This is a genomic window from Streptomyces nogalater (assembly GCF_039532885.1).
Classification (GTDB): Bacteria; Actinomycetota; Actinomycetes; order Streptomycetales; family Streptomycetaceae; genus Streptomyces; species Streptomyces nogalater.
The window spans coordinates 107,573-133,388 of sequence record NZ_BAAASM010000026.1 but is presented as its reverse complement, the minus strand read 5'-3'; the positions used below and the strand labels follow the sequence as shown (position 1 = coordinate 133,388).

General features: G+C 72.5%; 22 protein-coding genes. 7 read left to right on the top strand and 15 right to left on the bottom strand.

Annotation, left to right across the window (positions count from 1 at the left end; translation table 11 throughout):
• Nucleotides 1-18: 18 nt before the first annotated feature.
• From ABD350_RS18720 to ABD350_RS18710, 3 genes are all read right to left on the bottom strand, one after another.
• Nucleotides 19-1,464, bottom strand: coding sequence for an aldehyde dehydrogenase family protein (locus tag ABD350_RS18720; RefSeq protein WP_344349284.1), 1,446 nt, complete (start codon nt 1,462-1,464; stop codon nt 19-21).
• 220 nt (nt 1,465-1,684) lie between these two features.
• The gene (locus ABD350_RS18715; protein WP_344349283.1) at nt 1,685-3,262 is read right to left on the bottom strand and encodes a PucR family transcriptional regulator; all 1,578 of its coding nucleotides are present in this window, start codon (nt 3,260-3,262) and stop codon (nt 1,685-1,687) included.
• Nucleotides 3,263-3,364: 102 nt separating this feature from the next.
• On the bottom strand, nt 3,365-5,506 hold the full coding sequence (locus ABD350_RS18710; protein WP_344349282.1) for an ATP-binding protein: 2,142 nt from the start codon (nt 5,504-5,506) through the stop codon (nt 3,365-3,367).
• Between the two features lie 291 nt (nt 5,507-5,797).
• Here ABD350_RS18710 and gabT point away from each other — a divergent pair, with 291 nt between their 5' ends.
• Together gabT and ABD350_RS18700 are read left to right on the top strand one after the other, a co-directional pair.
• Nucleotides 5,798-7,132 (top strand): 4-aminobutyrate--2-oxoglutarate transaminase, encoded by a 1,335-nt coding sequence (gene gabT, locus ABD350_RS18705; RefSeq protein ID WP_249491102.1) that lies wholly within the window; start codon nt 5,798-5,800, stop codon nt 7,130-7,132.
• 421 nt (nt 7,133-7,553) lie between these two features.
• Nucleotides 7,554-8,162: a phosphatase PAP2 family protein gene (locus ABD350_RS18700; protein ID WP_344349281.1), complete on the top strand. Its 609-nt coding sequence runs from the start codon at nt 7,554-7,556 to the stop codon at nt 8,160-8,162.
• A gap of 5 nt (nt 8,163-8,167) precedes the next feature.
• Here the strand turns inward: ABD350_RS18700 and ABD350_RS18695 are convergent, their stop codons facing one another.
• From ABD350_RS18695 to ABD350_RS18660, 8 genes are all read right to left on the bottom strand, one after another.
• Entirely contained in the window at nt 8,168-9,979 is a 1,812-nt protein-coding gene (locus ABD350_RS18695) for a chitinase (RefSeq protein WP_344349280.1), read from the bottom strand.
• Between the two features lie 86 nt (nt 9,980-10,065).
• Nucleotides 10,066-10,524, bottom strand: a complete 459-nt coding sequence (locus tag ABD350_RS18690; RefSeq protein ID WP_344349279.1) for a bifunctional DNA primase/polymerase — start codon at nt 10,522-10,524, stop codon at nt 10,066-10,068.
• A gap of 111 nt (nt 10,525-10,635) precedes the next feature.
• Nucleotides 10,636-12,066, bottom strand: a complete 1,431-nt coding sequence (locus tag ABD350_RS18685) for an NAD(P)/FAD-dependent oxidoreductase (protein ID WP_344349278.1) — start codon at nt 12,064-12,066, stop codon at nt 10,636-10,638.
• A 46-nt stretch (nt 12,067-12,112) separates the two neighbouring features.
• Complete coding sequence (locus ABD350_RS18680) at nt 12,113-12,913, bottom strand: ABC transporter permease (protein WP_344349276.1); 801 nt, start codon at nt 12,911-12,913, stop codon at nt 12,113-12,115.
• Nucleotides 12,914-13,843, bottom strand: a complete 930-nt coding sequence (locus ABD350_RS18675) for an ABC transporter permease (protein ID WP_344349275.1) — start codon at nt 13,841-13,843, stop codon at nt 12,914-12,916.
• Nucleotides 13,843-14,994: an ABC transporter ATP-binding protein gene (locus ABD350_RS18670; protein WP_344349274.1), complete on the bottom strand. Its 1,152-nt coding sequence runs from the start codon at nt 14,992-14,994 to the stop codon at nt 13,843-13,845. Before ABD350_RS18670 ends, ABD350_RS18675 begins: the two co-directional genes overlap by 1 nt.
• Nucleotides 14,995-14,999: 5 nt before the next feature.
• On the bottom strand, nt 15,000-16,247 hold the full coding sequence (locus tag ABD350_RS18665) for a polyamine ABC transporter substrate-binding protein (RefSeq protein WP_344349273.1): 1,248 nt from the start codon (nt 16,245-16,247) through the stop codon (nt 15,000-15,002).
• A 53-nt stretch (nt 16,248-16,300) separates the two neighbouring features.
• Nucleotides 16,301-17,836 carry a gamma-aminobutyraldehyde dehydrogenase gene (locus tag ABD350_RS18660; protein ID WP_344349272.1) on the bottom strand — a complete coding sequence of 512 codons (1,536 nt, stop codon included), beginning with the start codon at nt 17,834-17,836 and terminating at the stop codon, nt 16,301-16,303.
• Between the two features lie 207 nt (nt 17,837-18,043).
• On the opposite strand from ABD350_RS18660, the gene ybiA reads away from it, so the two are divergent.
• Complete coding sequence (gene ybiA / locus ABD350_RS18655) at nt 18,044-18,607, top strand: riboflavin biosynthesis intermediates N-glycosidase (protein ID WP_344349271.1); 564 nt, start codon at nt 18,044-18,046, stop codon at nt 18,605-18,607.
• 21 nt (nt 18,608-18,628) lie between these two features.
• Here ybiA and ABD350_RS18650 read toward each other — a convergent pair whose 3' ends face one another.
• Nucleotides 18,629-19,498, bottom strand: coding sequence for a DUF4190 domain-containing protein (locus ABD350_RS18650; RefSeq protein ID WP_344349270.1), 870 nt, complete (start codon nt 19,496-19,498; stop codon nt 18,629-18,631).
• A 514-nt stretch (nt 19,499-20,012) separates the two neighbouring features.
• Here ABD350_RS18650 and ABD350_RS18645 point away from each other — a divergent pair.
• The 3 genes from ABD350_RS18645 to ABD350_RS18635 all read left to right on the top strand — a co-directional run bounded on the left by ABD350_RS18645 (nt 20,013) and on the right by ABD350_RS18635 (nt 23,334).
• The gene (locus ABD350_RS18645; RefSeq protein ID WP_344349303.1) at nt 20,013-21,137 is read left to right on the top strand and encodes an adenosine deaminase; all 1,125 of its coding nucleotides are present in this window, start codon (nt 20,013-20,015) and stop codon (nt 21,135-21,137) included.
• Nucleotides 21,138-21,264: 127 nt separating this feature from the next.
• On the top strand, nt 21,265-21,948 hold the full coding sequence (locus ABD350_RS18640) for a glycerophosphodiester phosphodiesterase (RefSeq protein ID WP_344349269.1): 684 nt from the start codon (nt 21,265-21,267) through the stop codon (nt 21,946-21,948).
• Between the two features lie 195 nt (nt 21,949-22,143).
• A complete protein-coding gene (locus ABD350_RS18635; protein ID WP_344349268.1) occupies nt 22,144-23,334 on the top strand; it encodes a serine hydrolase domain-containing protein in 1,191 nt (396 codons plus the stop codon).
• Here the strand turns inward: ABD350_RS18635 and ABD350_RS18630 are convergent.
• Together ABD350_RS18630 and ABD350_RS18625 are read right to left on the bottom strand one after the other, a co-directional pair.
• A complete protein-coding gene (locus tag ABD350_RS18630; RefSeq protein ID WP_344349267.1) occupies nt 23,324-23,857 on the bottom strand; it encodes a hypothetical protein in 534 nt (177 codons plus the stop codon). The genes ABD350_RS18635 and ABD350_RS18630 overlap by 11 nt on opposite strands.
• A gap of 31 nt (nt 23,858-23,888) precedes the next feature.
• Nucleotides 23,889-24,533 carry a nitroreductase family protein gene (locus tag ABD350_RS18625; RefSeq protein ID WP_344349266.1) on the bottom strand — a complete coding sequence of 215 codons (645 nt, stop codon included), beginning with the start codon at nt 24,531-24,533 and terminating at the stop codon, nt 23,889-23,891.
• Between the two features lie 86 nt (nt 24,534-24,619).
• On the opposite strand from ABD350_RS18625, the gene ABD350_RS18620 reads away from it, so the two are divergent.
• Nucleotides 24,620-25,300 carry an IclR family transcriptional regulator gene (locus tag ABD350_RS18620; RefSeq protein WP_344349265.1) on the top strand — a complete coding sequence of 227 codons (681 nt, stop codon included), beginning with the start codon at nt 24,620-24,622 and terminating at the stop codon, nt 25,298-25,300.
• Between the two features lie 19 nt (nt 25,301-25,319).
• Here the strand turns inward: ABD350_RS18620 and ABD350_RS18615 are convergent, their stop codons facing one another.
• Entirely contained in the window at nt 25,320-25,787 is a 468-nt protein-coding gene (locus ABD350_RS18615; protein ID WP_344349264.1) for a hypothetical protein, read from the bottom strand.
• Nucleotides 25,788-25,816: the final 29 nt, after the last annotated feature.

The window sequence follows — 25,816 nt, the reverse complement described above, 5'->3', positions numbered from 1 at the left end:
TGACCTGTCCGTGGCAGGTCAGAGCGCGAGACCGGTCAGGACCAGCACGCGCTCGTAGGTGTAGTCCTCCATCGCGTACCGGACGCCTTCGCGGCCCACGCCGGACTGCTTGGCGCCGCCGTACGGCATCTGGTCGGCGCGGTAGGACGGGACGTCGCCGATCACCACACCGCCGACCTCCAGGGCGCGGTGGGCACGGAAGGCGACCTGGAGGTCGTGGGTGAACACGCCTGCCTGGAGGCCGAACTTGGAGTCGTTGACCGCGGCGAACGCCTCCTCCTCGCCGTTCACCTTGCGCACGGTGAGGACGGGGCCGAAGACCTCCTCGCAGGCGATCGTGACGTCCGCCGGTACGTCGGCGAGAACGGTCGGCGCGTACGAGGCGCCGTCCCGCTTGCCGCCGGTGAGCAGGCTCGCGCCGGCCGCGACCGCCTCGTCCACCCAGGACTCCACGCGCTTGGCGGCGTCCTCGCTGACCAGCGGGCCGACATCGGTCTTGGGGTCGGACGGGTCCCCGGTGACCTGGGCCTCGACGGCGGCGACGATGCGCGGCAGCAGCCGGTCGTACACGGACGCGTCGGCGATCACCCGCTGCACCGAGATGCAGGACTGGCCGCCCTGGTAGTTGGAGAAGGTCGCGATGCGGGTCGCGGCCCAGTCCAGGTCGGCGTCACAGGAGAAGTCGCCGAGGACGACCGCGGCTCCGTTGCCGCCCAGCTCCAGCGTGCAGTGCTTGCGCGGCACCGAGTCCATGATCGCGTAGCCGACCTTGTCGGACCCGGTGAAGGAGATGACCGGCAGGCGCTCGTCCTGGACCAGCGCGGGCATGCGGTCGTTCGGGACCGGCAGGATCGACCAGGAGCCGGCCGGCAGCTCGGTCTCGGCGAGCAGGTCGCCGAGGATCAGACCGGACAGCGGGGTGGCCGGGGCCGGCTTCAGGATGATCGGGGCGCCGGCGGCGATCGCCGGGGCGACCTTGTGGGCGCACAGGTTCAGCGGGAAGTTGAACGGCGCGATGCCGAGCACGACCCCCTTGGGGAAGCGGCGGGTGAGCGCGAGCCGGCCCTGGCCGCCGGCGTCCGTGTCCAGCCGCTGGGCCTCGCCGCCGTTGAACCGGCGGGCCTCCTCGGCGGCGAACCGGAACACCGAGACCGCGCGGCCGACCTCGCCCCGGGCCCACTTGATCGGCTTGCCGTTCTCGGCGGAGATCAGCTGGGCGATCTCCTCGGTGCGCTCGGCCAGCCGCTTGCTGACGTGGTCGAGGGCGGCGGCGCGGACGTGCGCCGGGGTGGCGGCGAACTCGTCCCGTACGGCGTACGCGGCGGCCACGGCCTCCTCGACCTGGGCCTCGCTCGGCACGCTGACCGAGCCGACGAGCCGGCCGTCCCACGGGGAGGTGACGTCGAAGCTGTCCTCGCCGGTGACCTGGCGGCCGGCGAGCCAGAAGGCATGGGTGGAAGTCATGTACGAGTCCCGGCCCTTCCGCGTTGGGGGTGTGCTTGGCTTGCGTGCTCCACGGTAGGGCGGGGGCGGCCGGCGGTCGTTTGTCCGAGTCGTAGCAGTCGGGCCGGGGGCTGCGCCGGTTTGGCGAGGTGGCCGGGGTGAGTGGCGGTGCCGTCGGCCGGTGGAAGCCGCCCCACCCGGCCACCCGCTCGCCCGGTCACCCGCTCACCCGGTTACTCGGTCACTCGGTCGCCGTGGCCTTCAGGGCGAGCCACAGTTCCATGCGGACGTCGGGATCGTCCAGGCTGCGGCCGAGGATCTCCTCGACCCGCCGCATCCGGTACCGCAGGGTGTGCCGGTGAACCCCCAGGTCGGCCGCGGCGGCGTCCCACTGCCCGTGCCGGGACAGCCACGCCCGCAGCGAGGCGACCAGGTCCCCCCGCCCGGTGGCGTCGTGTTCGTACAGCGCCCGCAGCAGCCCGTCGGCGAACGCCCGCACCGCGTCGTCGGCCAGCAGCGGCAGCACGGACCCGGCCGCCACCTGCTCGTGCTCGACGAACACCCGGCCCCGCCGGCGCGCCACCGACAGCGCCTGTTCGGCCTGCTTGTACGCCGCCGACGCCGCGGTGGGCCCGGCGGGCGCGGAGAGACCCACGGCCGGGTCGGCCTCGTCCGCCCGCCCCTGCTCGGGCCGCGCCCGCTCGGCCTCGCGCGCGACGGCGTACGCGGTGCACGCGGACACCGCCGCGCCCTCGTCGGCGGCCACCAGCACCAGCCGCTCCCCCTCGGGCACCACCAGCACGGCCTCCCCGGCCCGGGCCGCCGCGGACTCCACGGCCTCGGCGAGCTCGCCGAGGTGTTCGCCCGCCGGACCGGTCGCGGACTCGGCGACGATCACCCGGAACGGGGCGTCCAGCAGCGCGCCGTACAGGTCGCCGGCGACGGCCCGGGCGTGGTCCGGTTCCCCGGCGAGCAGCATGCGCAGCACCGCCGCGCCCACGCGCTGCTCGGCCGCGTGCAGGGAGCGGGAGCGTTCGGTGGTGAGGGTGAGCAGGGCGATGGCGGAGTGGACGGCGTACCGTTCGGCGGTGCCGAGCGCGGCGGCGGTGCCGACGGCGAGCGCGGCGCGGGGGCGGCGGCCGGTGCCGAGGCTGTGCAGCTCCACCCGGTCCTCGTGGTCCGGTCCGCCGACCACGGAGGAGGCCGGGGCGGGCCGCTCGCGCAGCCGCTCGACCTCGGCGGTGAGCCGGGCGGCGCGGCGGCCGGCCCAGTCCGGGGCGGCGGCGACGACGCAACCCGAGGCGTCGTAGAGCGCGGCCCAACCGTCGACCTGGGCGGCGAGGGCGCCGAGCACGCCCTCGGGACCGGCGCCGAGGGCCTGCCTGGTCAGCTCCCGCTGGGCGGCGAAACCGGCCGTGACGGCGCGGTACTGGTCGGCGGCGATGGCCGCGGAGACGGCCTTGCTGATGGCGAGGAAGGGGGTGCGGCGGGGCACCTCCAGCAGCGGCAGGCCCTCCTGCGCGCAGGCGTCGACGAGCGGTTCGGGCGTCTCGTCGTAGTTCACGCCGACGGCGAACCCGAGCCCTACGACGCCGGCGCCGACCAGCCGGCGGACGTACCGCCGCATGGCCTCCCGGTCCTCCGCGTCCAGCTTGAGCGCGGTGATCAGCAGCAGCTCGCCGCCCTCCATGTAGGGCACGGGGTCGGCCAGCTCGCTGACGTGCGCCCAGCGGACGGGCACGTCGAGGTGGTCCTCGCCCGCGCGCACGGTCAGCTTGAGCGCGGAGTGGTGGACGAGCGAGGCGAGAGTCGGGGGCATGGGGCCTTCACGGTGAGGGGAACCGAGTGATCTTTTGGCCGCGGTGTATGAACGGCCCACCCCGATTCTGCCTCACCGTACGAGCCGACGCCGCCGGTCCGCTCAGCCCCGCAGATCGACCAGCAACGGCGGCGCGTGCTCGCCCTGCACGGTGGTCAACGACAACACCGCATGCCCCGGCGGCACCCCATGAGCCAACTCGGACGCGGACCAACGCTCCCGCTCAACCTGCCGGACGGTGACGGCGCGGGCGGTGGGCGCCTGGCCGGTGATGACCCGGCGCAGCATGTGCACGGCCTTGCCGGCCGGGGTCTCGGCGATGATCTGGCGGTCGGTGACGTCCCGGGCCTCGATCCACTCCTTGCCCCACACCTCGGCGAAGTCCTGACCGTCCCAGGGAGTGAGCCCGGACAGCGCCATCCTGCAGCCCGTGGCGCCGAGCAGCGGGCCGCGCAGCGGCCGGGGTACGTCGTCCAGGGTGCGCAGGGTGAGCACGATGCCGGCGTTGGCGCTGCGCAGCCGCTGGATACCGCGCACGGCCTCCGGGGTGACGACCCCGGAGGCGTCGTCGAGCACCAGGCAGGCGAAGAGCGAGCGGTCCTCCCGTACCGTCACGGAGGCGGTGAACTGGGCGAGCACCAGCCGGGCCAGGATCCGGGAGGCGTCCGCGTGGCCGCGCTGGGGCAGGTCGATGCGGACCCGGACCGGATGGTCGAGGGCCCTCAGCGAGAACGGCCGGCTCTGGCCGGAGGTGTCGAAGAAGGAGGCGAAGGCGGGCCGGTCGAGCAGGGCGATCCGGTCGGCCAGGACCGAGCCGACGTCCCCCGGGTGGGCCAGCTGCCGCTCCCTGGCGTCGAGCTCCCTGAGCAGGGAGGCGTGTCCGGCGTCGGTCAGCGCCTTGCGCAGCGCGGCCAGCGGTCCGGGGGCGCCGTCGAGCAGCTGGCGCAGCTCCGGCACGGAGGGGAAGCGGCCGTGGACGGCGCGGAAGGGGCCGAGCAGCTGGGCGAGGACGGTGGTGGAACGGCGGCTGTCGCTGCCGGGGTGCGGGTCGGCTAGGTCGCCGACGAGGGCCTCGGCGAGTATGGCGGCGGCCTCGTCTGGGTCGGTGGTACCGCCGTAGAGATCGAGGTCGTACACGGAGTCGGGGTGGCCGACGCGTACGACCACGTCGTAGGACTCCGCCGGTCCGAGTCCGGCGCCCGCCGCGCCGACCACCACGACCGACGTCCGGCCGGCCAGCGCCTGCAGGCACAGCGACTCGGCGAGCGGGCGCACCAGGGCGCCGGTCTTGCCGGAGCCGGCCGGGCCGACGGCGAGCAGGGAGGTGCCGAGCAGGTCGGGGCCGAGGGCCAGGCCGGCGCCGCGGTAGTGGAAGGGGTTGCGGGGGTCGTCGGCCGTGGTGCCGAGCCTGACCTGGCCGGTGAGCAGGTCGTGCCGGGCGTGCCGGACGGGCAGGTCGCGGGCGCCGGAGGGGTGCGGGCAGGCGGCGGCGCCGTCCTTCAGTACGGCACCGGTGAAGGTGGCGAGGCTGTGCCGGCCGGTCCGTACGCCCTGCCAGGCCCGGCTGAGCCGGGCGTGGTCCACATCCCGCATGAGCCCGGCCTTCGCCTCGGCGGCAAGCCGCTCCGCAGCCTCATACGCCCCGGCCTGCCGCAGCTGCGGCCATTCGGCGGGGTCCTGGTCGGGGGTGGGCGGGGGTGGCGCCGCGGGCGTGGCGGCGCCCCAGGTGCGCGGTCCGTAACGGCGCCAGACCTCACCCCAGCGGCCGAGACGGCCGACCACCAGCAGGATGGCGAGGGCGATGACGGCGTAGTACGAGTACCAGAGGATGGCGTTGCCGACGCGGTCGTTGCTCTGGCGCCAGGAGTCGGGGGTGAACAGGTCCAGCGGCAGCACCCACCAGGTGCCGAAGTAGCCGTTCCACAGCAGGGACCACACCAGCCAGCCCACGAGGAAGGCGATCAGGGCCCCGCTGAGCAGCTGCCGGGTCGGGATCTGTTCGGGCTCCTGTTCGGGGCGGGGCCGGTGCCCGAAGCGCCAGATGCCGGGCGCCGCCTCCGGGCGGGGGGTCCGCAACCAGGTCAAAAAGGGCGAGGTCTCCGGTTTCGGAGGCGCGCCGGGGGGCACGAGGGGCGCCGGCGGCAGCCCCGGCGGCATGGGCGGCACCCTCGCCCCCGGTGCCGTCGGGCGTGGTACCGGTGTCGCCGGGGTTTCCCGTGCGTCCTGTGTGCCGTCGGTGTCCATCGACCCTGCCCCCTGACCAGCCGTTCCGTGCGCCGTTCGGTCCGTCATCAGCGAGCCAATCTAACGCCCCGGCAAGGGGAGTTCACCGCTTACGTGGCCGAAGCGGGCTCCAGCCGTCCGGGCGGGCTATGTCCACCGCGGACAAGGGAGCGCGCCGACAACGCCCACATGGAGCATGCCCACCCCCCGGAACCGGTCTTAGCCTGCGAGAAAAGAAGGTATGCGTCCGTAAACGCACCGCCCGGAACCGCCCGGGACCGCCCGGTACGCAAGATCATCAGGGAGCCCCCCATGACCGCACTTCCGCAGGAGCGCCGCGTCGTCACCGCCATCCCCGGCCCGAAGTCGCAGGAGCTTCAGGCCCGCCGTACCGCCGTGGTCGCCCAGGGTGTGGGTTCCACGCTGCCGGTCTTCGTCACCCGCGCCGGCGGCGGTGTCATCGAGGACGTGGACGGCAACAGCCTCATCGACTTCGGCTCCGGTATCGCCGTGACCTCCGTCGGCGCCTCCGCCGAGGCCGTGGTGCGGCGCGCGAGCGCCCAGCTCGCCGACTTCACGCACACCTGTTTCATGGTCACCCCGTACGAGGGCTACGTGGCGGTCGCGGAGGCCCTCGCCGAGCTGACCCCGGGCGACCACGCCAAGAAGTCCGCGCTGTTCAACTCCGGCGCCGAGGCCGTCGAGAACGCCGTCAAGATCGCGCGTGCCTACACCAAGCGGCAGGCCGTCGTCGTGTTCGACCACGGTTACCACGGCCGGACCAACCTGACCATGGCGCTGACCGCGAAGAACATGCCGTACAAGCACGGCTTCGGTCCGTTCGCCCCCGAGGTCTACCGCGTGCCGGTGGCTTACGGCTACCGCTGGCCGACCGGCCCGGAGAACGCGGGTCCGGAGGCCGCCAAGCAGGCCATCGAGCAGATCACCAAGCAGGTCGGCCCGGACAACGTCGCCGCGATCATCATCGAGCCGGTGCTGGGCGAGGGCGGCTTCATCGAGCCCGCCAAGGGCTTCCTGCCCGCGATCCGCCAGTTCGCCGCCGACAACGGGATCGTCTTCGTCGCCGACGAGATCCAGAGCGGTTTCTGCCGGACCGGGCAGTGGTTCGCGTGTGAGGACGAGGGCATCGTCCCGGACCTGATCACCACCGCCAAGGGCATCGCCGGCGGTCTGCCGCTCGCCGCCGTGACCGGCCGCGCGGAGATCATGGACGCCGCGCACGCCGGTGGTCTCGGTGGCACCTACGGCGGTAACCCCGTCGCCTGCGCCGGTGCGCTCGGTGCCATCGAGACGATGAAGGAGCTGGACCTCAACGGCAAGGCCAAGCGCATCGAGGAGGTCATGAAGGGTCGCCTCACCGCCATGGCCGAGAAGTTCGACATCATCGGTGACGTGCGCGGGCGCGGCGCGATGATCGCCATCGAGCTGGTCAAGGACCGGACCACCAAGGAGCCGAACCCGGAGGCCACCGCCGCGCTCGCCAAGGCCTGCCACGCCGAGGGTCTGCTGGTGCTGACCTGTGGCACGTACGGCAACGTGCTCCGCTTCCTGCCCCCGCTGGTCATCGGCGAGGACCTGCTGAACGAGGGTCTCGACATCATCGAGCAGGCCTTCGCCCGCGTCTGACCCACACCTCGGACCGCGCGTCCGACCGGGCGCCGGGCCGAGAGGTCCGTACCTGTGGAGGTGCCTGCGGCAGGCCGTGTGAAGAAGGTGTGCGGGGTGGATGGCGGGAAGGGATTCCATCTGCCCAACCGCCCCGGCCTGCCGTAGGTTCTCTCCAGATGAGAGATACACCCCGCCCACGGGAGACCGTGGGCGGATCCGGGCCGAGGCCTCCCCAGCTTCGATCCGGTCGTGCCCTCGCGCACACATCCGGTGCCTCACGGCTCCGGGATCTCCTCACCGATCGGACGGTCGCCGCCCCAAACCCCCCGGGGCGCGCGGCATTCCGGTCCGGACGGCCGCCTCGGAACCACCCCCCCTGTTCCGGGGCGGCCGACCTCCTCTCCCGCGGTCCCTTGAGCGGACCTGCGAAGCTGGGCGCATGCTTCTCCTGGTCCTCCCGGTCGTCGCCCTCGCCCTGATCACCTGGCAGGTCGTCACCGACGGGCCGCTGCTGCGGCCGGACGCCGAGGTGAGCCGGGCCCTGGTCCATCCGGACGGGTTCTCCCGGTTCCTCTCCGACCTCGGCAACATCCAGGTCGCCGTCCCGGTGCTGGCCCTCGCCCTCGCCTTTGCCCTGTGGCTCGGCCGGGTCCGGGGCGTTCCCCGCTGGTGGCTGGCGCCGCTGACCGCCGCCGTGCTGATGGCGCTGGTCCCGGCGGTCGTTGTGCCGCTGAAGGAGTGGACCGACCGGCCGGGGACACCGGTGGTGCCCCCGGGGACGGGGTACTTCCCGTCGGGTCACACGACCACGGCGGTGGTGGCCTACGGCTCGGCGGCCCTGCTCCTGCTCCCCTGGCTCCGCTCCCCCGCCGCCCGCCGCGCGCTGGCGGCCGGCTGCGGGGTCCTGGTCCTCGGGGTGTCCTACGGCCTGGTCCGCCACGGCTACCACTGGCCGCTGGACGTGCTGGCCGGCTGGTGCCTGGGCGCCGTGCCGCTGGCCGTCCTCGCCCGCGCGGTCGGCCGGAGCGGGCGCGGTCAGCCGAAGTAGCGCGGTCAGCCGAAGTAGGCGTCGAACGTCTTCTGGAACTCCCAGTTCGCGAACCGGTCCCAGTTCACCGACCAGGTCATCAGGCCGCGCAGGGCGGGCCAGGTCCCGTGGGTGGCGTACGGGCCGCAGTTCGTCTTCTTCGTCAGGCAGTCCAGGGTCTTGGTGACCTCGGCCGGGGAGACGTGGCCGTTGCCCGCGTTCGTGGACGCCGGCATGCCGATGGCGACCTGGTCGGGGCGCAGCGGCGGGAAGACGTTGTTCTGGTCGCCGGCCACCGGGAAGCCGGTCAGCAGCATGTCGGTCATGGCGATGTGGAAGTCGGCGCCGCCCATGGAGTGGTACTGGTTGTCCAGGCCCATGATCGGACCCGAGTTGTAGTCCTGGACGTGCAGCAGGGTCAGGTCGTCGCGCAGGGCGTGGATCACCGGGAGGTAGGCGCCGCAGCGCGGGTCCTGGCCGCCCCACTTGCCGCTGCCGTAGTACTGGTAGCCGTTCTGCACGAAGAACGTCTCCGGTGCCATGGTGAGCACGAACGTGGCGCCGTACTTGGCCTTCAGGGTCTTCAGCGCCGAGATCAGGTTGACGATCACGGGGGTGGTGGGGTTCTTGAAGTCCGTGTCGCCCGCGTTCAGGGACAGCGAGTGGCCCTCGAAGTCGATGTCGAGGCCGTCCAGGCCGTAGGTGTCGATGATGCGGGAGACCGAGGCGACGAAGGTGTCGCGGGCCGCGGTGGTGGTCAGCTGGACCTGGCCGTTCTGGCCGCCGATGGAGATCAGCACCTTCTTGCCGGCCGCCTGCTTGGCCTTGATCGCCGCCTTGAACTCGGCGTCGCTCTCCACGTTCGGGCACTCGGTGACCGGGCAGCGGTTGAAGCGGATGTCCCCGGAGGTGACCGAGGTGGGCTCGCCGAAGGCCAGGTCGATGACGTCCCAGCTGTCGGGGACGTCGGCGAGCCGGGTGTAGCCGGCGCCGTTGGCGAAGCTGGCGTGCAGATAGCCGACCAGGGCGTGCGCGGGCAACGGGGACGAACCTCCGCCATCGCCGCCCGCGCCGGTCGTGGCGGTGACGATCGCGGACTTCGCGGATTCGCCGGCCTCGTTCACCGCGGTGACCTGGAAGCCGTACGCCGTCGAGGCGGCGAGTCCGGAGACGGTCGCCGAAGTGCCCGTCACCGTCTGGACCTTGATGCCGTCGCGGTAGACGGCGTAACCCGTCGCGCCGGTCACCGCCGACCAGGACAGTCCGACGGAGGAGGAGGTCACGGTGGTGGTCTTCAGGCCGGCCGGGGCGGCGGGCGGCTGGGTGGTGCCGCTGCCGCCGGGGCCGACGAGGGTGATGTCGTCGGCCTGGTAGGCGCCGGTGCCGTACCAGCCGTGGGTGTGGATGGTGACCTTGGTGGTGGTGGCCCCGGTGCGGAAGGTGGTGCTCAGCTTCTGCCAGTCGGGGGCGGACTGGGTCCAGGTGGAGACGTCGGTGGTGCCGGTGCCGCTCGCGCCGAGGTAGACGTAGGAGCCGCGGACGTATCCGGACAGGGTGTACTGGGCGCCTGGCTGGACGGTCACCGTCTGCGAGCACCGGGCGTTGTCGCCGCCGGCCGGGGTGGCCTGAAGCGCCGAAGTGCCGCTGTGCACGGGCGAGTTCACCGTCGTACCGGCGGTGCAGGTCCAGCCGGTCAGGCCGGACTCGAAACCGCCGTTGACGGCGACGTCCGCGTCGGCCGCACGGGCGGCCGACGAGAGCGCGGTGATACCGGGCACGGCCAGGCTTACGGCCGTGAGCACGGCGAGGACGGATCTGCGACGTCTGGTGCGTTCCACAAGGGCCTCCGGGATCGGGGGAGTTGGAGGAGCGGGAGCGCACACAATGTGGTCCAGACCAATCCTGCTGTCAAGGTGCCCGGGCGTTACCCGTCCGCGTCACCGCGCCGGGCCCGCTGTGCCGCCGCCTCGTGCATCGCCAGTTCCAGCAGCGCGGGGTCGGTCAGTGTGCCGGAGCCGTCCGGCGGCACCAGCCAGCGCACGCCCCGGGCCGCCCGGCCCGGATACGGCACGACGATCCAGGTGCCGGCCCCGGCGGTGCGGACGCCGGTGCCGACCCAGCGGGCCGCGGTGCCCGCGGGCACCAGGAACCCGAGCCGGCTGTCACCGAAGTCGGCGAGCACCGGGCCGGGCCGGTCGAGCATGCGGGTGAGCACGTCCAGGGTCGGATAGCCGAGGTCACCCGGCAGGATCAGGACGTCCCAGGCCTTGCCGGCGGGCAGCAGGGCAATCCCCAGGGGGTTGCGTTCCCACTCCCGGCGGCAGGCCTCGGGGTCCGGTGCGACGGATGCCAGCCATGCGACGGCCGTCTTCTCCCCAGTCATCGAAAAAGCCTCCCTCTCTGTCGTGGACGCGGGTGCGTCGGGAGATGAGAGGGAGGCGGCCCCGGAGCATTACGCGGGTTCGCGCGGCCCCTTGGGGTGAGGTGGGTCACCTCAGCTGTCGAAGCCCAGACCCAGCCGGTCCATCGTCCGCAGCCACAGGTTCCGCCGGCCGCCGTGCGCGTCGGCGCGGGCCAGCGACCACTTGGTGAGGGCGATCCCGGTCCAGGCGAACGGCTCCGGCGGGAACGGCAGCGGCTTCTTGCGGACCATCTCCAGCCCGGTCCGCTCGGTGCGCTCCCCGTCCAGCAGGTCCAGCATCACGTCCGCGCCGAACCGGGTGGCGCCGACACCGAGGCCCGTGTAGCCGGCCGCGTAGGCCACCCGGCCCTGGTGGGCGGTGCCGAAGAACGCGGAGAACCGGGAGCAGGTGTCGATCGCGCCGCCCCAGGCGTGCGTGAAACGGACACCCTCCAGCTGCGGGAAGCAGGTGAAGAAGTGGCCGGCGAGCTTGGCGTACGTCTCGGGCCGGTCGTCGTACTCGGCGCGCACCCGGCCGCCGTAGGGGTAGACCGCGTCGTAGCCGCCCCACAGCACGCGGTTGTCGGCGGAGAGCCGGAAGTAGTGGAACTGGTTGGCGCTGTCGCCGAGGCCCTGCCGGTTCTTCCAGCCGACGGCGGCGAGCTGGTCGGCGGTGAGCGGCTCGGTCATCAGGGCGTAGTCGTAGACCGGGACGGTGTAGGAGCGCACGCGTCGTACGAGGTTGGGGAAGATGTTGGTGCCGAGCGCGACCTTGCGGGCGCGGACGGCGCCGTAGGGGGTGCGTACGGTCATCCCGGCGCCGTAGGTCTTCAGGGTGAGGGCGGGCGTGTGCTCGTACACCCGCACCCCGAGGCTCAGGCAGGCCCGCTTCAGGCCCCAGGCGAGCTTGGCCGGGTGCAGCATGGCCACGCCCCGGCGGTCCCACAGCCCCGCCTGGAAGGTGGGCGAGTCCACCTCGGCGCGCACGGCGTCGGCGTCCAGGAAGTCGATGCCGTCGGCGAGGCCCTTCTCCTGGAGTTCCCGGTGCCAGTCCTTCAGCTCCCAGGCCTGGTAGGTCTCGGTGGCCACGTCGATCTCGCCGGTGCGTTCGAAGTCGCAGTCGATGCCGTACCGGGCGAGGGCGGCCTCGATCTCGTCGAGGTTGCGCCGGCCCAGCTCCTCCAGTCTGTGGATCTCGCCGGGCCAGCGGGTGAGGCCGTTGGGCAGGCCGTGCGTGAGGGAGGCGGCGCAGAAGCCGCCGTTGCGGCCGGAGGCGGCCCAGCCCACCTCGCGGCCTTCCAGCAGGACGACATCGCGCCCGGGGTCGCGCTCCTTGGCGTTCAGGGCCGTCCACAGCCCGCTGTAGCCGCCGCCGACCACCAGCAGGTCGCAGGTCTCGGCGGTGGTGAGGGCGGGCTCGGCGGCCGGCTTGCCGGGGTCTTCCAGCCAGTACGGGACCGGCTGGGCTTCGGAGAGAGAGGCGATCCAGTTGTCTTTACCACGGCTCATGGCGCTTGGGGCCATGATTTCAACTCCCTACAGAGGCTTTCCGTAAAGGCCTAGGAAAGACCTATGCCTTTTGCTTGTTCCGGCGGTTTCCGAGGACCATCGCGACCAGGACGAACAGGACGGCGAGGAGGAACATGGCGGTGCCGATCACATTGATCTGCACGGGCGTTCCGCGCTGCGCCGAGCCCCATACGAACATCGGGAAGGTGACCGTCGAGCCGGCGTTGAAATTGGTGATGATGAAATCGTCGAAGGAGAGCGCGAACGACAGCAGCGCGCCCGCGGCGATTCCGGGTGCCGCGATGGGCAGGGTGACCCGCCAGAAGGTCTGCACGGGACCGGCGTACAGGTCCCGGGCGGCCTCCTCCAGGCGCGGGTCCATCGACATCACGCGCGCCTTGACCGCGGTGACGACGAAGCTCAGGCAGAACATGATGTGGGCGATCAGGATCGTCCAGAAGCCCAGCTGGGCGCCCATGTTGAGGAACAGGGTGAGCAGCGAGGCGGCCATGACCACCTCGGGCATCGCCATCGGCAGGAAGATCAGCGAGTTGACGGCGCCGCGCGCGCGGAAGCGGTAGCGGACCAGCGCGAAGGAGATCATCGTGCCGAGGACCGTGGCGCCGACCGTCGCGAAGGCGGCGATCCGGAGGCTGAGGGACAGCGAGCCGCACATGTCGGCGACCCCGCACGGGTCCTTCCAGGCGTCCGTGGAGAACCGCTGCCATTCGTAGTTGAAGCGCCCCTTCGGTTTGTTGAAGGAGAACACCGTGACGATGAGGTTCGGCAGCAGCAGATAGGCGAGTGTCAGCAGGCCGGCGATGACGACGAGCCGGCGCTTGAGCCAGTTGAGGAAAGACATTCAGACCAGGTCCTCCGTCCCCGACCGGCGGATGTAGAGGGTGACCATGGCCAGGATGGCGGCCATGAGGATGAAGGAGAGCGCGGCGGCCGTCGGATAGTCCAGAACGCGCAGGAACTGCGTCTGGATGACATTGCCGATCATGCGGGTGTCGGTGGAGCCGAGGAGTTCGGCGTTGACGTAGTCGCCGGCGGCCGGGATGAAGGTCAGCAGCGTCCCGGAGACCACGCCCGGCATGGACAGTGGGAAGGTGACCTTGCGGAAGGTGGTCCAGGGCCTGGCGTACAGGTCGCCGGCCGCCTCGTGCAGCCGCCCGTCGATCCGCTCCAGCGAGGTGTACAGCGGCAGGATCATGAACGGCAGGAAGTTGTACGTCAGTCCGCACACCACGGCCAGCGGGGTGGCCAGCACCCGCTCGCCGGCCGTCCAGCCGAGCCAGTCGGTGAGGTCCAGGACGTGCAGCGTGTTCAGGGCGTGCACGACCGGGCCGTTGTCGGCGAGGATCGTCTTCCAGGCCAGGGTGCGGATCAGGAAGCTGGTGAAGAACGGCGCGATCACCAGGATCATGATCAGGTTGCGCCAGCGGCCGGCGCGGAAGGCGATGAGGTACGCCAGCGGATAGCCGAGCAGCAGGCACAGCACGGTCGCGGCGGCGGCGTAGCACACCGAACGCAGGAACTGCGGCCAGTACGCGTTCAGCGCGTCCCAGTAGGTCGCGAAGTGCCAGGTGACCTTGTAGCCCTGCTCCAGGGAGCCCTGCTGCACGGAGGTGGAGGCCTGGTAGACCATCGGCAGCGCGAAGAAGACGATCAGCCACAGCATGCCGGGCAGCAGCAGCCAGTACGGGGTGAACCGGCCGCGCCGGCGCGGGGGCTTCTCCTCGGGCGCGGCGGGGCCGAGCGGCGGGGGCGCCTCGGTGAGCGTGGACATCAGGCGGCGACCTCTTCCTCGGTGCCCGCGTCGATGGCCTGGGCCGCGTCCAGGGCGAAGGTGTGGGCCGGGCTCCAGTGCAGGACGACGTCGGCGCCGGGCACCAGCCGGCCGTCCCGCTCCACGTTCTGCACGTACACCGACAGGCCGTCGCAGACGGGGCTGTCGACGACGTACTGGGTGGAGACGCCGATGAAGCTGGCGTCGGCGATCCTCCCGGTGAGGCGGTTGCGGCCGGCCGGGATCTCCCCCGCGTCGTCGGCGTGCGTGAGCGAGATCTTCTCCGGGCGGATGCCGAGCAGCACCTTGCCGCCGACCGCCGCGGGGGCCGTACATCGGGCGCCGGGCAGCACCAGCTTGCCGTCGCCCGCCTTGAGCACGATGTCGTCGCCGCTGCGGGTGTCGACCTCGGCCTCGATGAGGTTCGAGGTGCCGAGGAAGTTCGCGACGAAGGTGGTCCGCGGGTTCTCGTACAGGTCGGCCGGCGCGCCGAGCTGCTCGACCCGGCCGCCGTTCATCACGGCGACCGTGTCGGCCATGGTCATGGCCTCCTCCTGGTCGTGCGTGACATGGACGAAGGTGATGCCGACCTCGGTCTGGATGCGCTTGAGCTCCAGCTGCATCTGACGGCGCAGCTTCAGGTCGAGGGCGCCGAGCGGCTCGTCCAGCAGCAGCACCTTGGGGTGGTTGATCAGGGCGCGGGCCACGGCGACCCGCTGCTGCTGGCCGCCGGAGAGCTGGTGCGGCTTCTTGCGCGCCTGCTCGCCCAGCTGGACCAGCTCCAGCATCTCCTCGACCTGCTTCTTCACGCTCTTGATGCCGCGCCGGCGCAGGCCGAAGGCGACGTTCTCGAAGATGTCGAGGTGCGGGAAGAGGGCGTAGGACTGGAACACCGTGTTCACCGGCCGCTTGTAGGGCGGCAGGTGGGTGACGTCCTGGTCGCCGAGCCGGACCGTGCCCGTGGTGGGCTCCTCCAGGCCGGCGATCATGCGCAGGGTGGTGGTCTTGCCGCAGCCGGAGGCGCCCAGCAGGGCGAAGAAGGAGCCCTCGGGCACGGTCAGGTCCAGCGGGTGTACGGCGGTGAAGGAGCCGTAGGTCTTGGAGATCCCCGAGAGGCGGACGTCGCCGCTGTTGTCTGGTGTCGTCTTCATCGTCGTCACGCCCCTGTGAGCTTCGCGAACTTTCCTTCGTAGGCCGTCTCTTCCTTCTGGCTCAGGGAGCGGAAGGCATGGGACTTCGCCTGCATGGCACGGTCGGGGACGATCAGCGGGTTGTCCGCCGCGCCCTGGTCGATCTTCGCAAGGTAGGGCTTCACCCCGTCGACCGGTGTCACGTAGTTGATGTACGCGGCGAGCGCGGCGGCCTGCGCGGGCTCGTAGTAGAAGTCGATCAGCCGTTCGGCGTTCGTCTTGTGGCGCGCCTTGTTGGGGACGCACAGGTTGTCGGTCGACGTCACATAGCCGCTGTCGGGGATGACGAAGTCGATGTGCGGGTTGTCCGCCTTGAGCTGGACGACGTCACCCGCCCAGGCGATACAGGCGGCGAAGTCGCCCTTGGAGAGGTCGGAGGTGTAGTCGTTGCCGGTGAAGCGGCGGATCTGGCCCTTGTCGACGGCCCTTTGGAGGCGGGCGATCGCCGCGTCGTAGTCGTCGTCGGTGAACTTCGCCGGGTCCTTGCCCATGTCGAGCAGGGTCATGCCCACGCTGTCGCGCATCTCCGACAGGAAGCCCACGCGCCCCTTGAGCCCGGGGTTGTCCAGCAGGTCGGAGACCGAGCGCACCTCGATGCCGTCCAGCGCCTTGTTGTTGAAGGCGATGACGGTGGAGATGCCCTGCCAGGGGTACGAGTACGCCCGCCCCGGGTCCCAGTCCGGGTCGCGGAACTGGGCCGACAGGTTGGTGTAGGCGTGCGGCAGGTTGGCGGGGTCGAGTTTCTGGACCCAGCCGAGGCGGATCATCCGGGCGGCCAGCCAGTCGGTGAGGACGATGAGGTCCCGGCCGGTGTCCTGACCCGCGGCGAGCTGGGGCTTGATCTTGCCGAAGAACTCGTTGTTGTCGTTGATGTCCTCGGTGTAGTCGACCCTGATCCCGGTCCGCTCGCGGAAGGTCTCCAGGGTCGGGTGGCGCTTGCCGCTGTCGTCGACGTCGAGGTACTCGGTCCAGTTGGAGAAGTTGACCACCTTCTCCGTGGCCGAGTGGTCCTGGGCGGAGGTGCCGCCCGGGCTCCTGCCCGCCGCGGGGATCCCGCAGGCGGCGAGCGTCCCGAGGCCGCCGGCCGCGAGCGCGCCACCCGTGGCGGCCCGCAGCAGCGACCGGCGGGTCAGGGCCGCCCTGCCGCCCCTGAGGCCGCGCCGCGGGGCGGCCGCTTCGGGCGGGGTCAGGCGGTCGGGCTCGTACTGCTCCATGCGCGTGGTGCCCTTTCGGGAGGGATCGGCCTGGTCAGTGGCCTGGTCGGTCTCTAGCGGTCCCCGAAGACGGTGCGGTGCCAGTCCTTGGCGGCCACCGCGGTGTTGTCGAACATGACGTGCTTGACCTGCGTGTACTCCTCGAAGGAGTACACCGACATGTCCTTGCCGAAGCCCGATGCCTTGTAGCCGCCGTGCGGCATCTCGCTGATGATCGGGATGTGGTCGTTGACCCAGACGCAGCCCGCCTTGAGCTCGCGGGTGGCCCGGTGCGCACGGTAGACGTCGCCCGTCCACGCGGAGGCGGCCAGGCCGTACGGCGTGTCGTTGGCCAGCCGCAGGCCCTCGTCGTCGGTGTCGAAGGGCAGCACGACCAGGACGGGGCCGAAGATCTCCGCCTGGACGATCTCGCTGTCCTGGGCGGCGCCGGTGATCAGGGTGGGCCGGTAGTAGGCGCCGTCCTTCAGCTCCCCCTGCGGCGCCTCGCCGCCGGTGACCACGCGCGCGTAGGCGCGCGCCCGGTCCACGAACGCGGCCACCCGGTCGCGGTGGGTGTGCGAGATCAACGGTCCGAGATCGGTGCCGGGCGCGAACGGGTCGCCGAGCCGGACGGTCTCCATCAGCGCCGCCGTCCGCTCCACGAACGCCTCGTACAGCGGACGCTGCACGTACGCGCGCGTGGCGGCCGTGCAGTCCTGGCCGCTGTTGATGAGCGAGCCCGCGACCGCGCCGTGCACGGCGGCCTCCAGGTCGGCGTCGTCGAACACGACGAAGGGCGCCTTGCCGCCGAGCTCCAGGTGCAGCCGCTTGACGGTGGCGGTGGCGATCTCGGCGACGCGCCGGCCTACGGCGGTGGAGCCGGTGAACGAGGTCATGGCCACGTCCGGATGCCCGACCAGGTGCTCGCCGGCCTCCTTCCCGGTCCCGGTGACGATGTTGACCACGCCGGCCGGGATGCCCGCGTCCGTGGCCGCCTGGGCGAACATCAGCGAGGTCAGCGGGGTGGTCTCGGCGGGCTTCAGCACGATGGTGTTGCCCGCGGCGATCGCCGGCAGGATCTTCCAGGCGGCCATCTGGAGGGGGTAGTTCCAGGGCGCGATGGACCCGACCACCCCGATGGGCTCGCGCCGGATGTACGACGTGTGGTCCCCGGAGTACTCGCCGGCGGACTGTCCCTGCAAGTGCCGGGCGGCGCCCGCGAAGAAGGCGGTGTTGTCGACGGTGCCCGGCACGTCGAACTCGCGGGTGAGCTTGAGCGGCTTGCCGCACTGGAGGGACTCGGCGCGGGCCAGGTCCTCGGCGCGCTCGGCGAGCACACCGGCGAACCGGTGCAGCGCCTCCGAGCGCTCGCCCGGGGTGGCGGCGGCCCAGCCCGGGAACGCCTCGCGCGCGGCGGCGACGGCCGCGTCCACGTCGGCGGGGCCGGCCAATTCGTAGCGGTACACCTCCCGGCCGGTGGCGGGGTCGACCACGGCGTGGTGGCGGCCCGAGGTGCCCTTGGCCGGCCGGCCGGCGATGAACTGCGCGCCGTCCGCGAACCGGTCCTGGGCGGGGAATCGTTCCGGGGTGGCGGTGCCCGGGTTGTGCATGTCGCTCTCCTCCGCCGTACGCCCCGTCCGGGGGTGGGTGGCGTAGCTCCAGCTCGATTTGAGTGCCGATCCTGACAGAGCCATAGGGCACCAACAAGTGATTCCGTTGTTGCCTTTTGGTTACGCGACGGAATCTGTCGACCAGGTGTCGAGTCGGGGGGTGAAAGGGCGGACGGATTGTCAGTGGTGCGTGCCAGACTCGCGTGCATGGGAAAGATCGACGGGGTGGAATCCCTGATCAGGGAGGTCCGGGCGGGGGCCCGGCCGAAGTACCTCCACTTCTGGGGGCACCGGCCGCGACCGGACGGGCGGATCGGCGCGAGCTGTCTGAGCCAGTGGTGGCCGTCACCGTTCGTGGTGGACGGGGTGGAGTACCCGACGGCCGAACACTGGATGATGGCCGGCAAGGCCCGGCTGTTCGGGGACGCGGAGGCGGAGCGCCGGGTGCTGGCCGCGGAGCATCCCGCCGAGGCGAAGAAGGCCGGGCGGCTGGTCCGGGACTTCGACGAGGAGACCTGGGAGCGGGAGCGGTTCCGGATCGTGGTCGAGGGCTGCGCGCACAAGTTCGCCGCCGACGACGGCCTGGGGCAGTTCCTGGTGAACACCGGCGACCGGGTGCTGGTGGAGGCGAGCCCCCTGGACCGCGTCTGGGGCATAGGCCTCGCGGCGGGCGACGAGGCGGCGTCGGACCCGGAACGCTGGCAGGGCCTCAACCTCCTGGGCTTCGCCCTGATGGAAGCACGGGAACGGTTGGCGGGGGCGGGGGCCTGAGGGCTGCCGTCCGGTGAGGGGTCAGCCGTACACCGCGATCATGACGGCGAACACGATCAGCACCAGGACGATGCCCGTCGCGCCGCAGATGAGGCCGGCCAGGGCCACCCCGGGATTCGTGGCCTCGCCCCGCTTGGCCTTCCCCCGGCCGAGCGCGCCGAAGATGACCGCCAGGACGCCCAGCACCAGGGCGAGCGGCCACGCCAGGCAGCTGATGTCCGCGAGGATGCCCAGCACCAGGGAGGCCGTACCCATGCCGTTGCTCGGGAACGCCTGCATGCCGGGCCAGCCGTAACCGTTGCCGGCGGGGTAGGGGGCAGCGACGTACGGGGCGTGCGGCTGGCCCGGGTAGCCGTAGGCCGGCAGGGTGCCCGGGTAGCCGTACGGCACCTGCCCGGGACCGTCGGGGGCGATGGGCGGCGGCGGCACGGCTTCCGCTCCCGCGGGCGCGGGGAAGGGGTGGGCCTGGGCCACCGGTCCGGGAGCGGGGGATGCGAACGGGTTCGGGGCCGGCGCGGGGTTGGAGTGGGGGAAGGGGTGGGTGGCCTGGGGCGTCGATCCGGCGGCGGCGGGTGGAGCGAAGGGGTTCGGCGCAGGGGCCGGGTGCGGGGCCGGGGCCGGGTTCGGGCCGGGAGGTGCGAAGGGGTTCTGCTGGGCGGCGGACGCCGGGGCCGTGGACGGGGGCGACGCCGGGGCCTGGGCAGCGGTTCCGCCGACGGGGCTGGCCCAGGGGGCGGCCGGGGCGTCGGCGAGCGTGCCGTCGGCGGGCGCGGGCGGCTCCGGGGCCGTCGGCCGGAAGGTCAGGGTCTGCTGGTCGTGAACCGGGGCGGGGACGGGCGCGTCCTGGACCGGGGCACGGTCGGCTCCGGGTGCCGCGGGCGCCGGTGCCACGCCAGTTCCAGGTCCCGCGGGCACCGAGGCCACGTCGGCTCCGGATGCCCCAGGCCCCGATGACAGGCCCGTTCCTGATCCCGCGGGCACCGAGGCCTGGTCCGCGCCGGTGGCTGCGGGCGCCGGTAGCCGGTCCTCCTGGTGTTCCACCTGTTCCGGTATGCGGTCCGCCTCGGGCTCCGCCGGCCCCGGCGTCCGGTCCGCCCCGGGCTCCACCTGTTCCGGCGTCCGGTGCTCCCCGGGCCCCGTCGGCCCCGGCGCCCGGTCCGCAGGGGAGGTCGGCGGTGTAGGTGTCGCTTCCTTGTCCAGGGAGACCGGGGGTGTGGCGGACCCGTGCCCGGGAGCCGGTTCCGCCGGCCCGTGGGCGGACGCGGTCTGCTCCCCCGGCGTCGGCTGCGGCGCCTCGTCGGACATGGTGAAGGGACCCCTCTCCTGGACGGTCCCGTCATGCTACGGGCCGCTCGGGACACCGCGGCCCCGGGGCCTACGATGAACCCGCGCCACCGATCAGCCGATCACCGCGCCCGGGCCGCCACCGCGGTCCGCCGGCGCCGTTCCCGGGGAGGACCCCTTGACCGACACCGCCGTACCCGCCACCGGCACCGCCGACCGCGATCTGCGCGCCTTCATCGCGGGACTGCCCAAGGCCGAACTGCACGTCCACCACGTCGGCTCCGCCTCCCCCCGCATCGTCTCGGAACTGTCCGCCCGCCACCCCGGTTCCAAGGTCCCCGCCGACCCCGTGGCCCTCGCCGACTACTTCACCTTCACGGACTTCGCGCACTTCATCGAGGTCTATCTGTCGGTTGTGGACCTGATCCGCACCCCGGAGGACGTCCGGCTGCTCACCTACGAGGTGGCCCGCGACCTGGCCCGGCAGCAGGTGCGGTACGCGGAGCTGACCATCACCCCCTTCTCCTCCACCCGGCGCGGCATCGACGAGCGGGCCTTCATGGACGCGATCGAGGACGCCCGCAAGGCCGCCGAGGCGGAGTTCGGGACCGTGCTGCGCTGGTGCTTCGACATTCCCGGCGAGGCCGGTCTGGAGGCGGCCGAGGTGACGACGCGGCTGGCCACCGAGGACAAGATCCGCCCGGAGGGCCTGGTGTCGTTCGGGCTCGGCGGGCCGGAGATCGGCGTGCCCCGGCCGCAGTTCAAGCCGTACTTCGACCGGGCCATCGCCGCAGGCCTGCGCTCCGTCCCGCACGCCGGGGAGACCACCGGCCCGGAGACGGTGTGGGACGCGCTGCGCGACCTGCGCGCCGAGCGCATCGGGCACGGCACCAGTTCGGCGCGGGACCCGAAGCTGCTGGCCCACCTCGCCGAGCACCGTATCCCGCTGGAGGTCTGCCCGACCTCCAACATCGCCACCCGCGCGGTCCGCACCCTGGAGGAGCACCCGATCAAGGAGTTCACCCGGGCCGGTGTGCTGGTGACGATCAACTCCGACGACCCGCCGATGTTCGGCACCGACCTGAACAACGAGTACGCGGTGGCCGCCCGGCTCCTGGAACTGGACGAGCGGGGCGTCGCCGCGCTCGCGAAGAACGCCGTGGAGGTCTCCTTCCTGGACGAGGCGGGCAAGGCCCGGATCGTCCGGGAGATCGACGACTACACCAACACCTGGCTCGCCGGCTGAGCCACCGCGCCCGAACCCACCGAACCCACCGAACCCGCCGGGCCCCGCGCACCGGGCGCGGGGCCTCCCGCCTCTCGCCCGGGCCCCCTCCCCCGGCCCCGGTCGCCGCATGGCCACAATGGGGCCCATGCAGACCGTGACCGCCGTGGCCCACCGCGGCGACCCTTACCGCTTCCGTGAGAACACCCTCGCCTCGCTGCGTTCCGCGCTCGGGCAGGGCGCGGACGCCGTCGAGATCGACGTTCGGCTCACCCGGGACGGCGTGCCCGTGCTGCTGCACGACGAGACGCTGCGCCGACTGTGGGAGATCGACCGGCCGCTGGCCGCGCTGTCTGTTCAGGAACTGCGCGGGCTGACGGCGGGCGGGGTGCCGACGCTGGCGCAGGCGCTGGCCGCGACCGGTGACAGCCGGGTGATGGTGGATCTGTGCGGTCCCGTCGGCCGCCGTACGGTCGAGCGGACGCTGGACGTCATCCGGCAGAGCGGCGCCCGGGACCGCGTCTACTACAGCGCGGGCGCCGAGGCCATGCTCGCCGTCCGGGCCGCCGACCCGGCCGCCGAGATCGCCCTGACCTGGACGAGCCTGGCCCCGCCCCGCCCGGCGCTGCTCGCCGCCGTGCGCCCGCGCTGGCTCAACTACCGCTTCTCGCTGGTCGACCGGGAGCTGGCCGCCCGGGTGCACCGCGACGGCTGCCTGCTGTCGGTGTGGACCCCGGACACCCGCCGTTCCATGAGCAGGCTGCTGGAGCTGGGCGTGGACTCGGTCACGACGAACCGGATCGACGTCCTGCACGCGCTGCGCTCCCGCTGACCCCGGCGCACTCCAGCGCGATGGCCGGGGCCTGCCCGCTCCCGTAGGGGACGACCCTGACAACTCCCGCAGGGGCGCGGGAACTTGTTCGGGGTCGCGCAAGGGTCGTACGCCCTCCTCGGTGAGGATCCGGGCGGCGGCGCGCCGTCGGAGGATGATCACGAAGCCGCACCCGATCTCCTCAAGGAGCCCCCCATGCGCCGTACCAGCGGTACCAGCACGTCGAGCCGTGCCCTCCGTACCCGCCGTACCGCCCTCGTGGCCGCCGGTCTCGTCGCCGCGCTGGCCGCCGGTCCGCTGGCCGCGCCCGCGTTCGCCGCGTCCCCGGCGGCGTCCCCCGCGTCCGCGTCCGCCAGGGCCACGACCGGCCCGGACACCGAGGCCCTGTCCGCCGCGCTCGCCGGGCTGCCCGACCACGACATCACCGCCGCGCTGATCCGCGTCGGCGGCCACGGCAGCTGGCGCGGCACGGCCGGGGTGCGGGACGTCCGCACGGGGGCGCCGGCCCTGGAGAACGCGCGGTTCCGGGCCGGTTCGGTGACGAAGGTGGTCACCGCCGCGATCGTGCTGCAACTGGCCGCGGAGGGCCGGATCGACCTCGACGGCACCGTGCAGCGTTATCTGCCGGGCCTGCTCGGCAAGGACTTCGAGGAGCCCGTCACCGTACGGCAGTTGCTGAACTACACCAGTGGTCTCAAGCCGGGGGCGTCCCTCGGTGACACCGTCGAGGAGGGTTACCCGCACCGCTTCGAGACGCTGACGCCCCGACAGGTCGTGGCCAAGGCCGTGGCCCAGGGTCCGGCGTACGCACCGGGTACGCGGCAGACCTACGGCAACATCCACTACACCGTGCTCGGTCTGCTCATCGAGAAGGTTACCGGCGACTCGTACGCCCACCAGGCGCAGGTGCGGATCTTCCGGCCGCTGGGCATGCGGCACAGCTCCTTCCCCGCCCCCGGGGACACCGGGATCCCCGGGCCGCACAACCGGGGCTACGACTGGATCGACGGCGAGCTGGTCGATGTGACCGAGTGGAACATGACCGACCGTTTCGCGGCCGGCGACCTCATCTCGACCACCGCCGACCTGGAGCGGTTCCTGGTCGGGCTGTTCCGCGGCCGGGTGGTGCCCGGGCCGCAGCTGCGCGAGATGTTCACCCTGCCCGACGTGCCCGACGCGCACTACGGCGCGGCGCTGCAGCGGATCGAGATGAACGGCAGGGTGGTCTGGGGCAAGGGCGGCTCGCGGCCGGGCTACACCGCGGCGATCGCCGCCACCCGGGACCTGTCCCGCACCCTCGTCTACGCGGTGAACTCCACGGACGCCAAGGGCCCCGGCCAGCAGGCCGCCGCCGAGCGCTTCGCGTTCCCGGCGTTCAACCGCTGACGGGTGCGGCGGCCGGGGGCGCGGGCGGGGTGCCGAGCGCCTCCAGCCGCTTGGTCTTCTTCCGGACGACGTAGAGCGGGACGACGCCGAAGACCCCGAAGGACATGTCGATCACGGTCCACCAGAAGGGGATTCCGCGGACGGGTCCGCAGGCCAGGGCGAGCGGGATGATCCCGGCGCAGGCGATCATCCCGAACTCGATCACCCAGATGTTGCGGACGGGGTCGCGGTACGGGCCGTAGAACGCGACCGCGATGACGAGGTGGGCGAAGGCCAGCCAGTCGGTGCCGTACAGGACGAAGGGGTACTCGGCGTCGACGGTGTCCAGCCCCTCGCGCACCCGGGCGATCCACGCCGTCAGGCCGGGCAGGTGCTCCGGCACGGACAGCGCCCGCAACGCGCTCTCGGTCCAGCGCAGTTCGTGCACCAGCGGGAAGGCGGTGGCCCCGCTGAGGACGAGGCACACGACGAAGAGGACCAACCAGGCGCGGATGCCCTTGAGGAGGGCGGCTCTGTCGCTCATGCCAGGAGCGTACGCCTGGAATTGAACATGTTCAAAAGCGGTCCCAGTGCAGCACCCGGTCCCGAGGTATGCGGGGAGCCGGGCGGAACCCGGTGCCCAGGGTGTAGGCGACGGGGATGAGCGCCGCCTGCATGACCTCGTCGTACGGGATACCGAGCACCCGGGCCGACTCCCGCTCGTCCACCAGGTTCCCGGTGGTCCAGCAGGTGCCCAGGCCCCGGGCGCGGGCGGCGAGCATGAAGCTCCACACGGCCGGCAGGATGGAGCCCCAGGTGCCGGCCTGGCGCAGGACCGGGGCGCGGTCGGTACGGCCCTCCACGCACGGCACGACGAGCGCCGGGACCTCGTGCAGGTGCTCGTACAGGTGCGCGGTGCCGGAGTACACCCGGTCCATCCGGGCCACGGACGCCCGCCGCACGTCCCGCGGCGGGAGCGGCTCACTGGCACCGGGAGCGGCCACCCCGGCTCGCCACACGTCGGCCAGGGCGGCCCGCCGCGCGGGGTCGGTGACGATGACGAAGTGCCAGCGCTGCCGGTTGCGTCCGCTCGGCGCCTGGACGGCCAGGTCCACGCACTCCTCCAGCAGCCGGCGCGGCACCGGACGGGTGAGGTCGAGGCGGTGGCGGACGGCCCGGGTGGTGGACAGCAACTGGTCGGAAGAGAGATCGAGTGTCATGCGTTGACCCTGACGGGCGGGGCCGGCCGGCGGCAACGCCCGGCTTTCACTGAGCGAAAACGCGGGCGGGACGGACGGAGACACGGATGGCGGAGAGCGTCGCGGGGCGGGTCTTCTCCGTGCTGGACGCGTTCGTGGACGCGCCGGTCACGCTGCGCCTGACGGAGATCGCCCGCCGCACGGGGCTGCCCGTGCCGACCGCGTTGCGCATGGTGCGGGAACTGGTGGCCTGGGGCGGGCTGGAGCGGGGGGTCGACGGCTCCTACCGCCTCGGTACCCGGATCCGTACGCTCGGGGCCGCCGCCCCCTGCCCGCGCGGCCTGCTCGACACGGCCCTGCCGGCGCTGCGCGCCCTCACCGCGCGCACCGGTGGGCACGCGGACCTGGTGATCCCGGCCGGCGGTACGGCCCTGTGCCTGGTCACCGGCGAGCGGCTGCCCCCGCACGCCACGGCCGCGGGCAAGGTCCTGCTGGCCCACGGCCTGCTCGCGGCGCCGGCCGCCGCCGAGCGGTACACGCCCCGTACGCTCACCGCTCCGGGCCCGCTCGCCGCCCACCTGGCCCGCGCCCGCGCGACCGGCCTGGCCGAGGCGCACGAGGAACACCGCCTGGGCGAACTCTCCCTCGCGGCCCCGGTGTTCCGGGCCGCTGCCCCCGTGGCAGCCGTCTTTCTGACCGCCCCGACGACCGCCCGCTCCGACCGCCTCGCCCCGGCCGTGCGCCGGACGGCGGCGACGGTGAGCCGTGCGCTGGACGAGCGAGGGTGACCGAGGCGGTCGTGGTGGGTCAGTCGAAGGCGTTGAAGAGGACTCCGCCCAGCGTGGTGAGGTGGTAGAGCCGGATCCGGCGCCACTCGTCCCGGGTCAGCGCCGAGGTGTCCACGGCGGACAGGGGTGTGGTGAGCCGTTCGCGGTCGAGCACCGTGAGTCCCGCGTCGGTGAAGGCGTGGGCCCACGGTGGCGGGGCCAGGAACTCCTCGTCGTACCAGTTCCGGCGCTCCGAGGCGAACGCGATCCACGGGTGGTGGGCGTGGCACAGGACGACGGTCTCGCCCGCGCGGTCGAGGACCGACCCGATGTGGAAGGAGCGGGGGCGGCTCTGTTTCTCCACCTCGCCCACCGTGCCCCCGGTGAGCCGGGCGGCCTCGTACAGGGCGGTGCGGAACGTCCGCAGATCGGTCCCGGGAAGCGGACCGGCATCGTCCGGACTGAGGAAACCTGTGGCGCCGCGCGGCAGCGGGAAATCCTTGGCCATGGACTCATCCTGCCCCGCGCGGGCGGGGC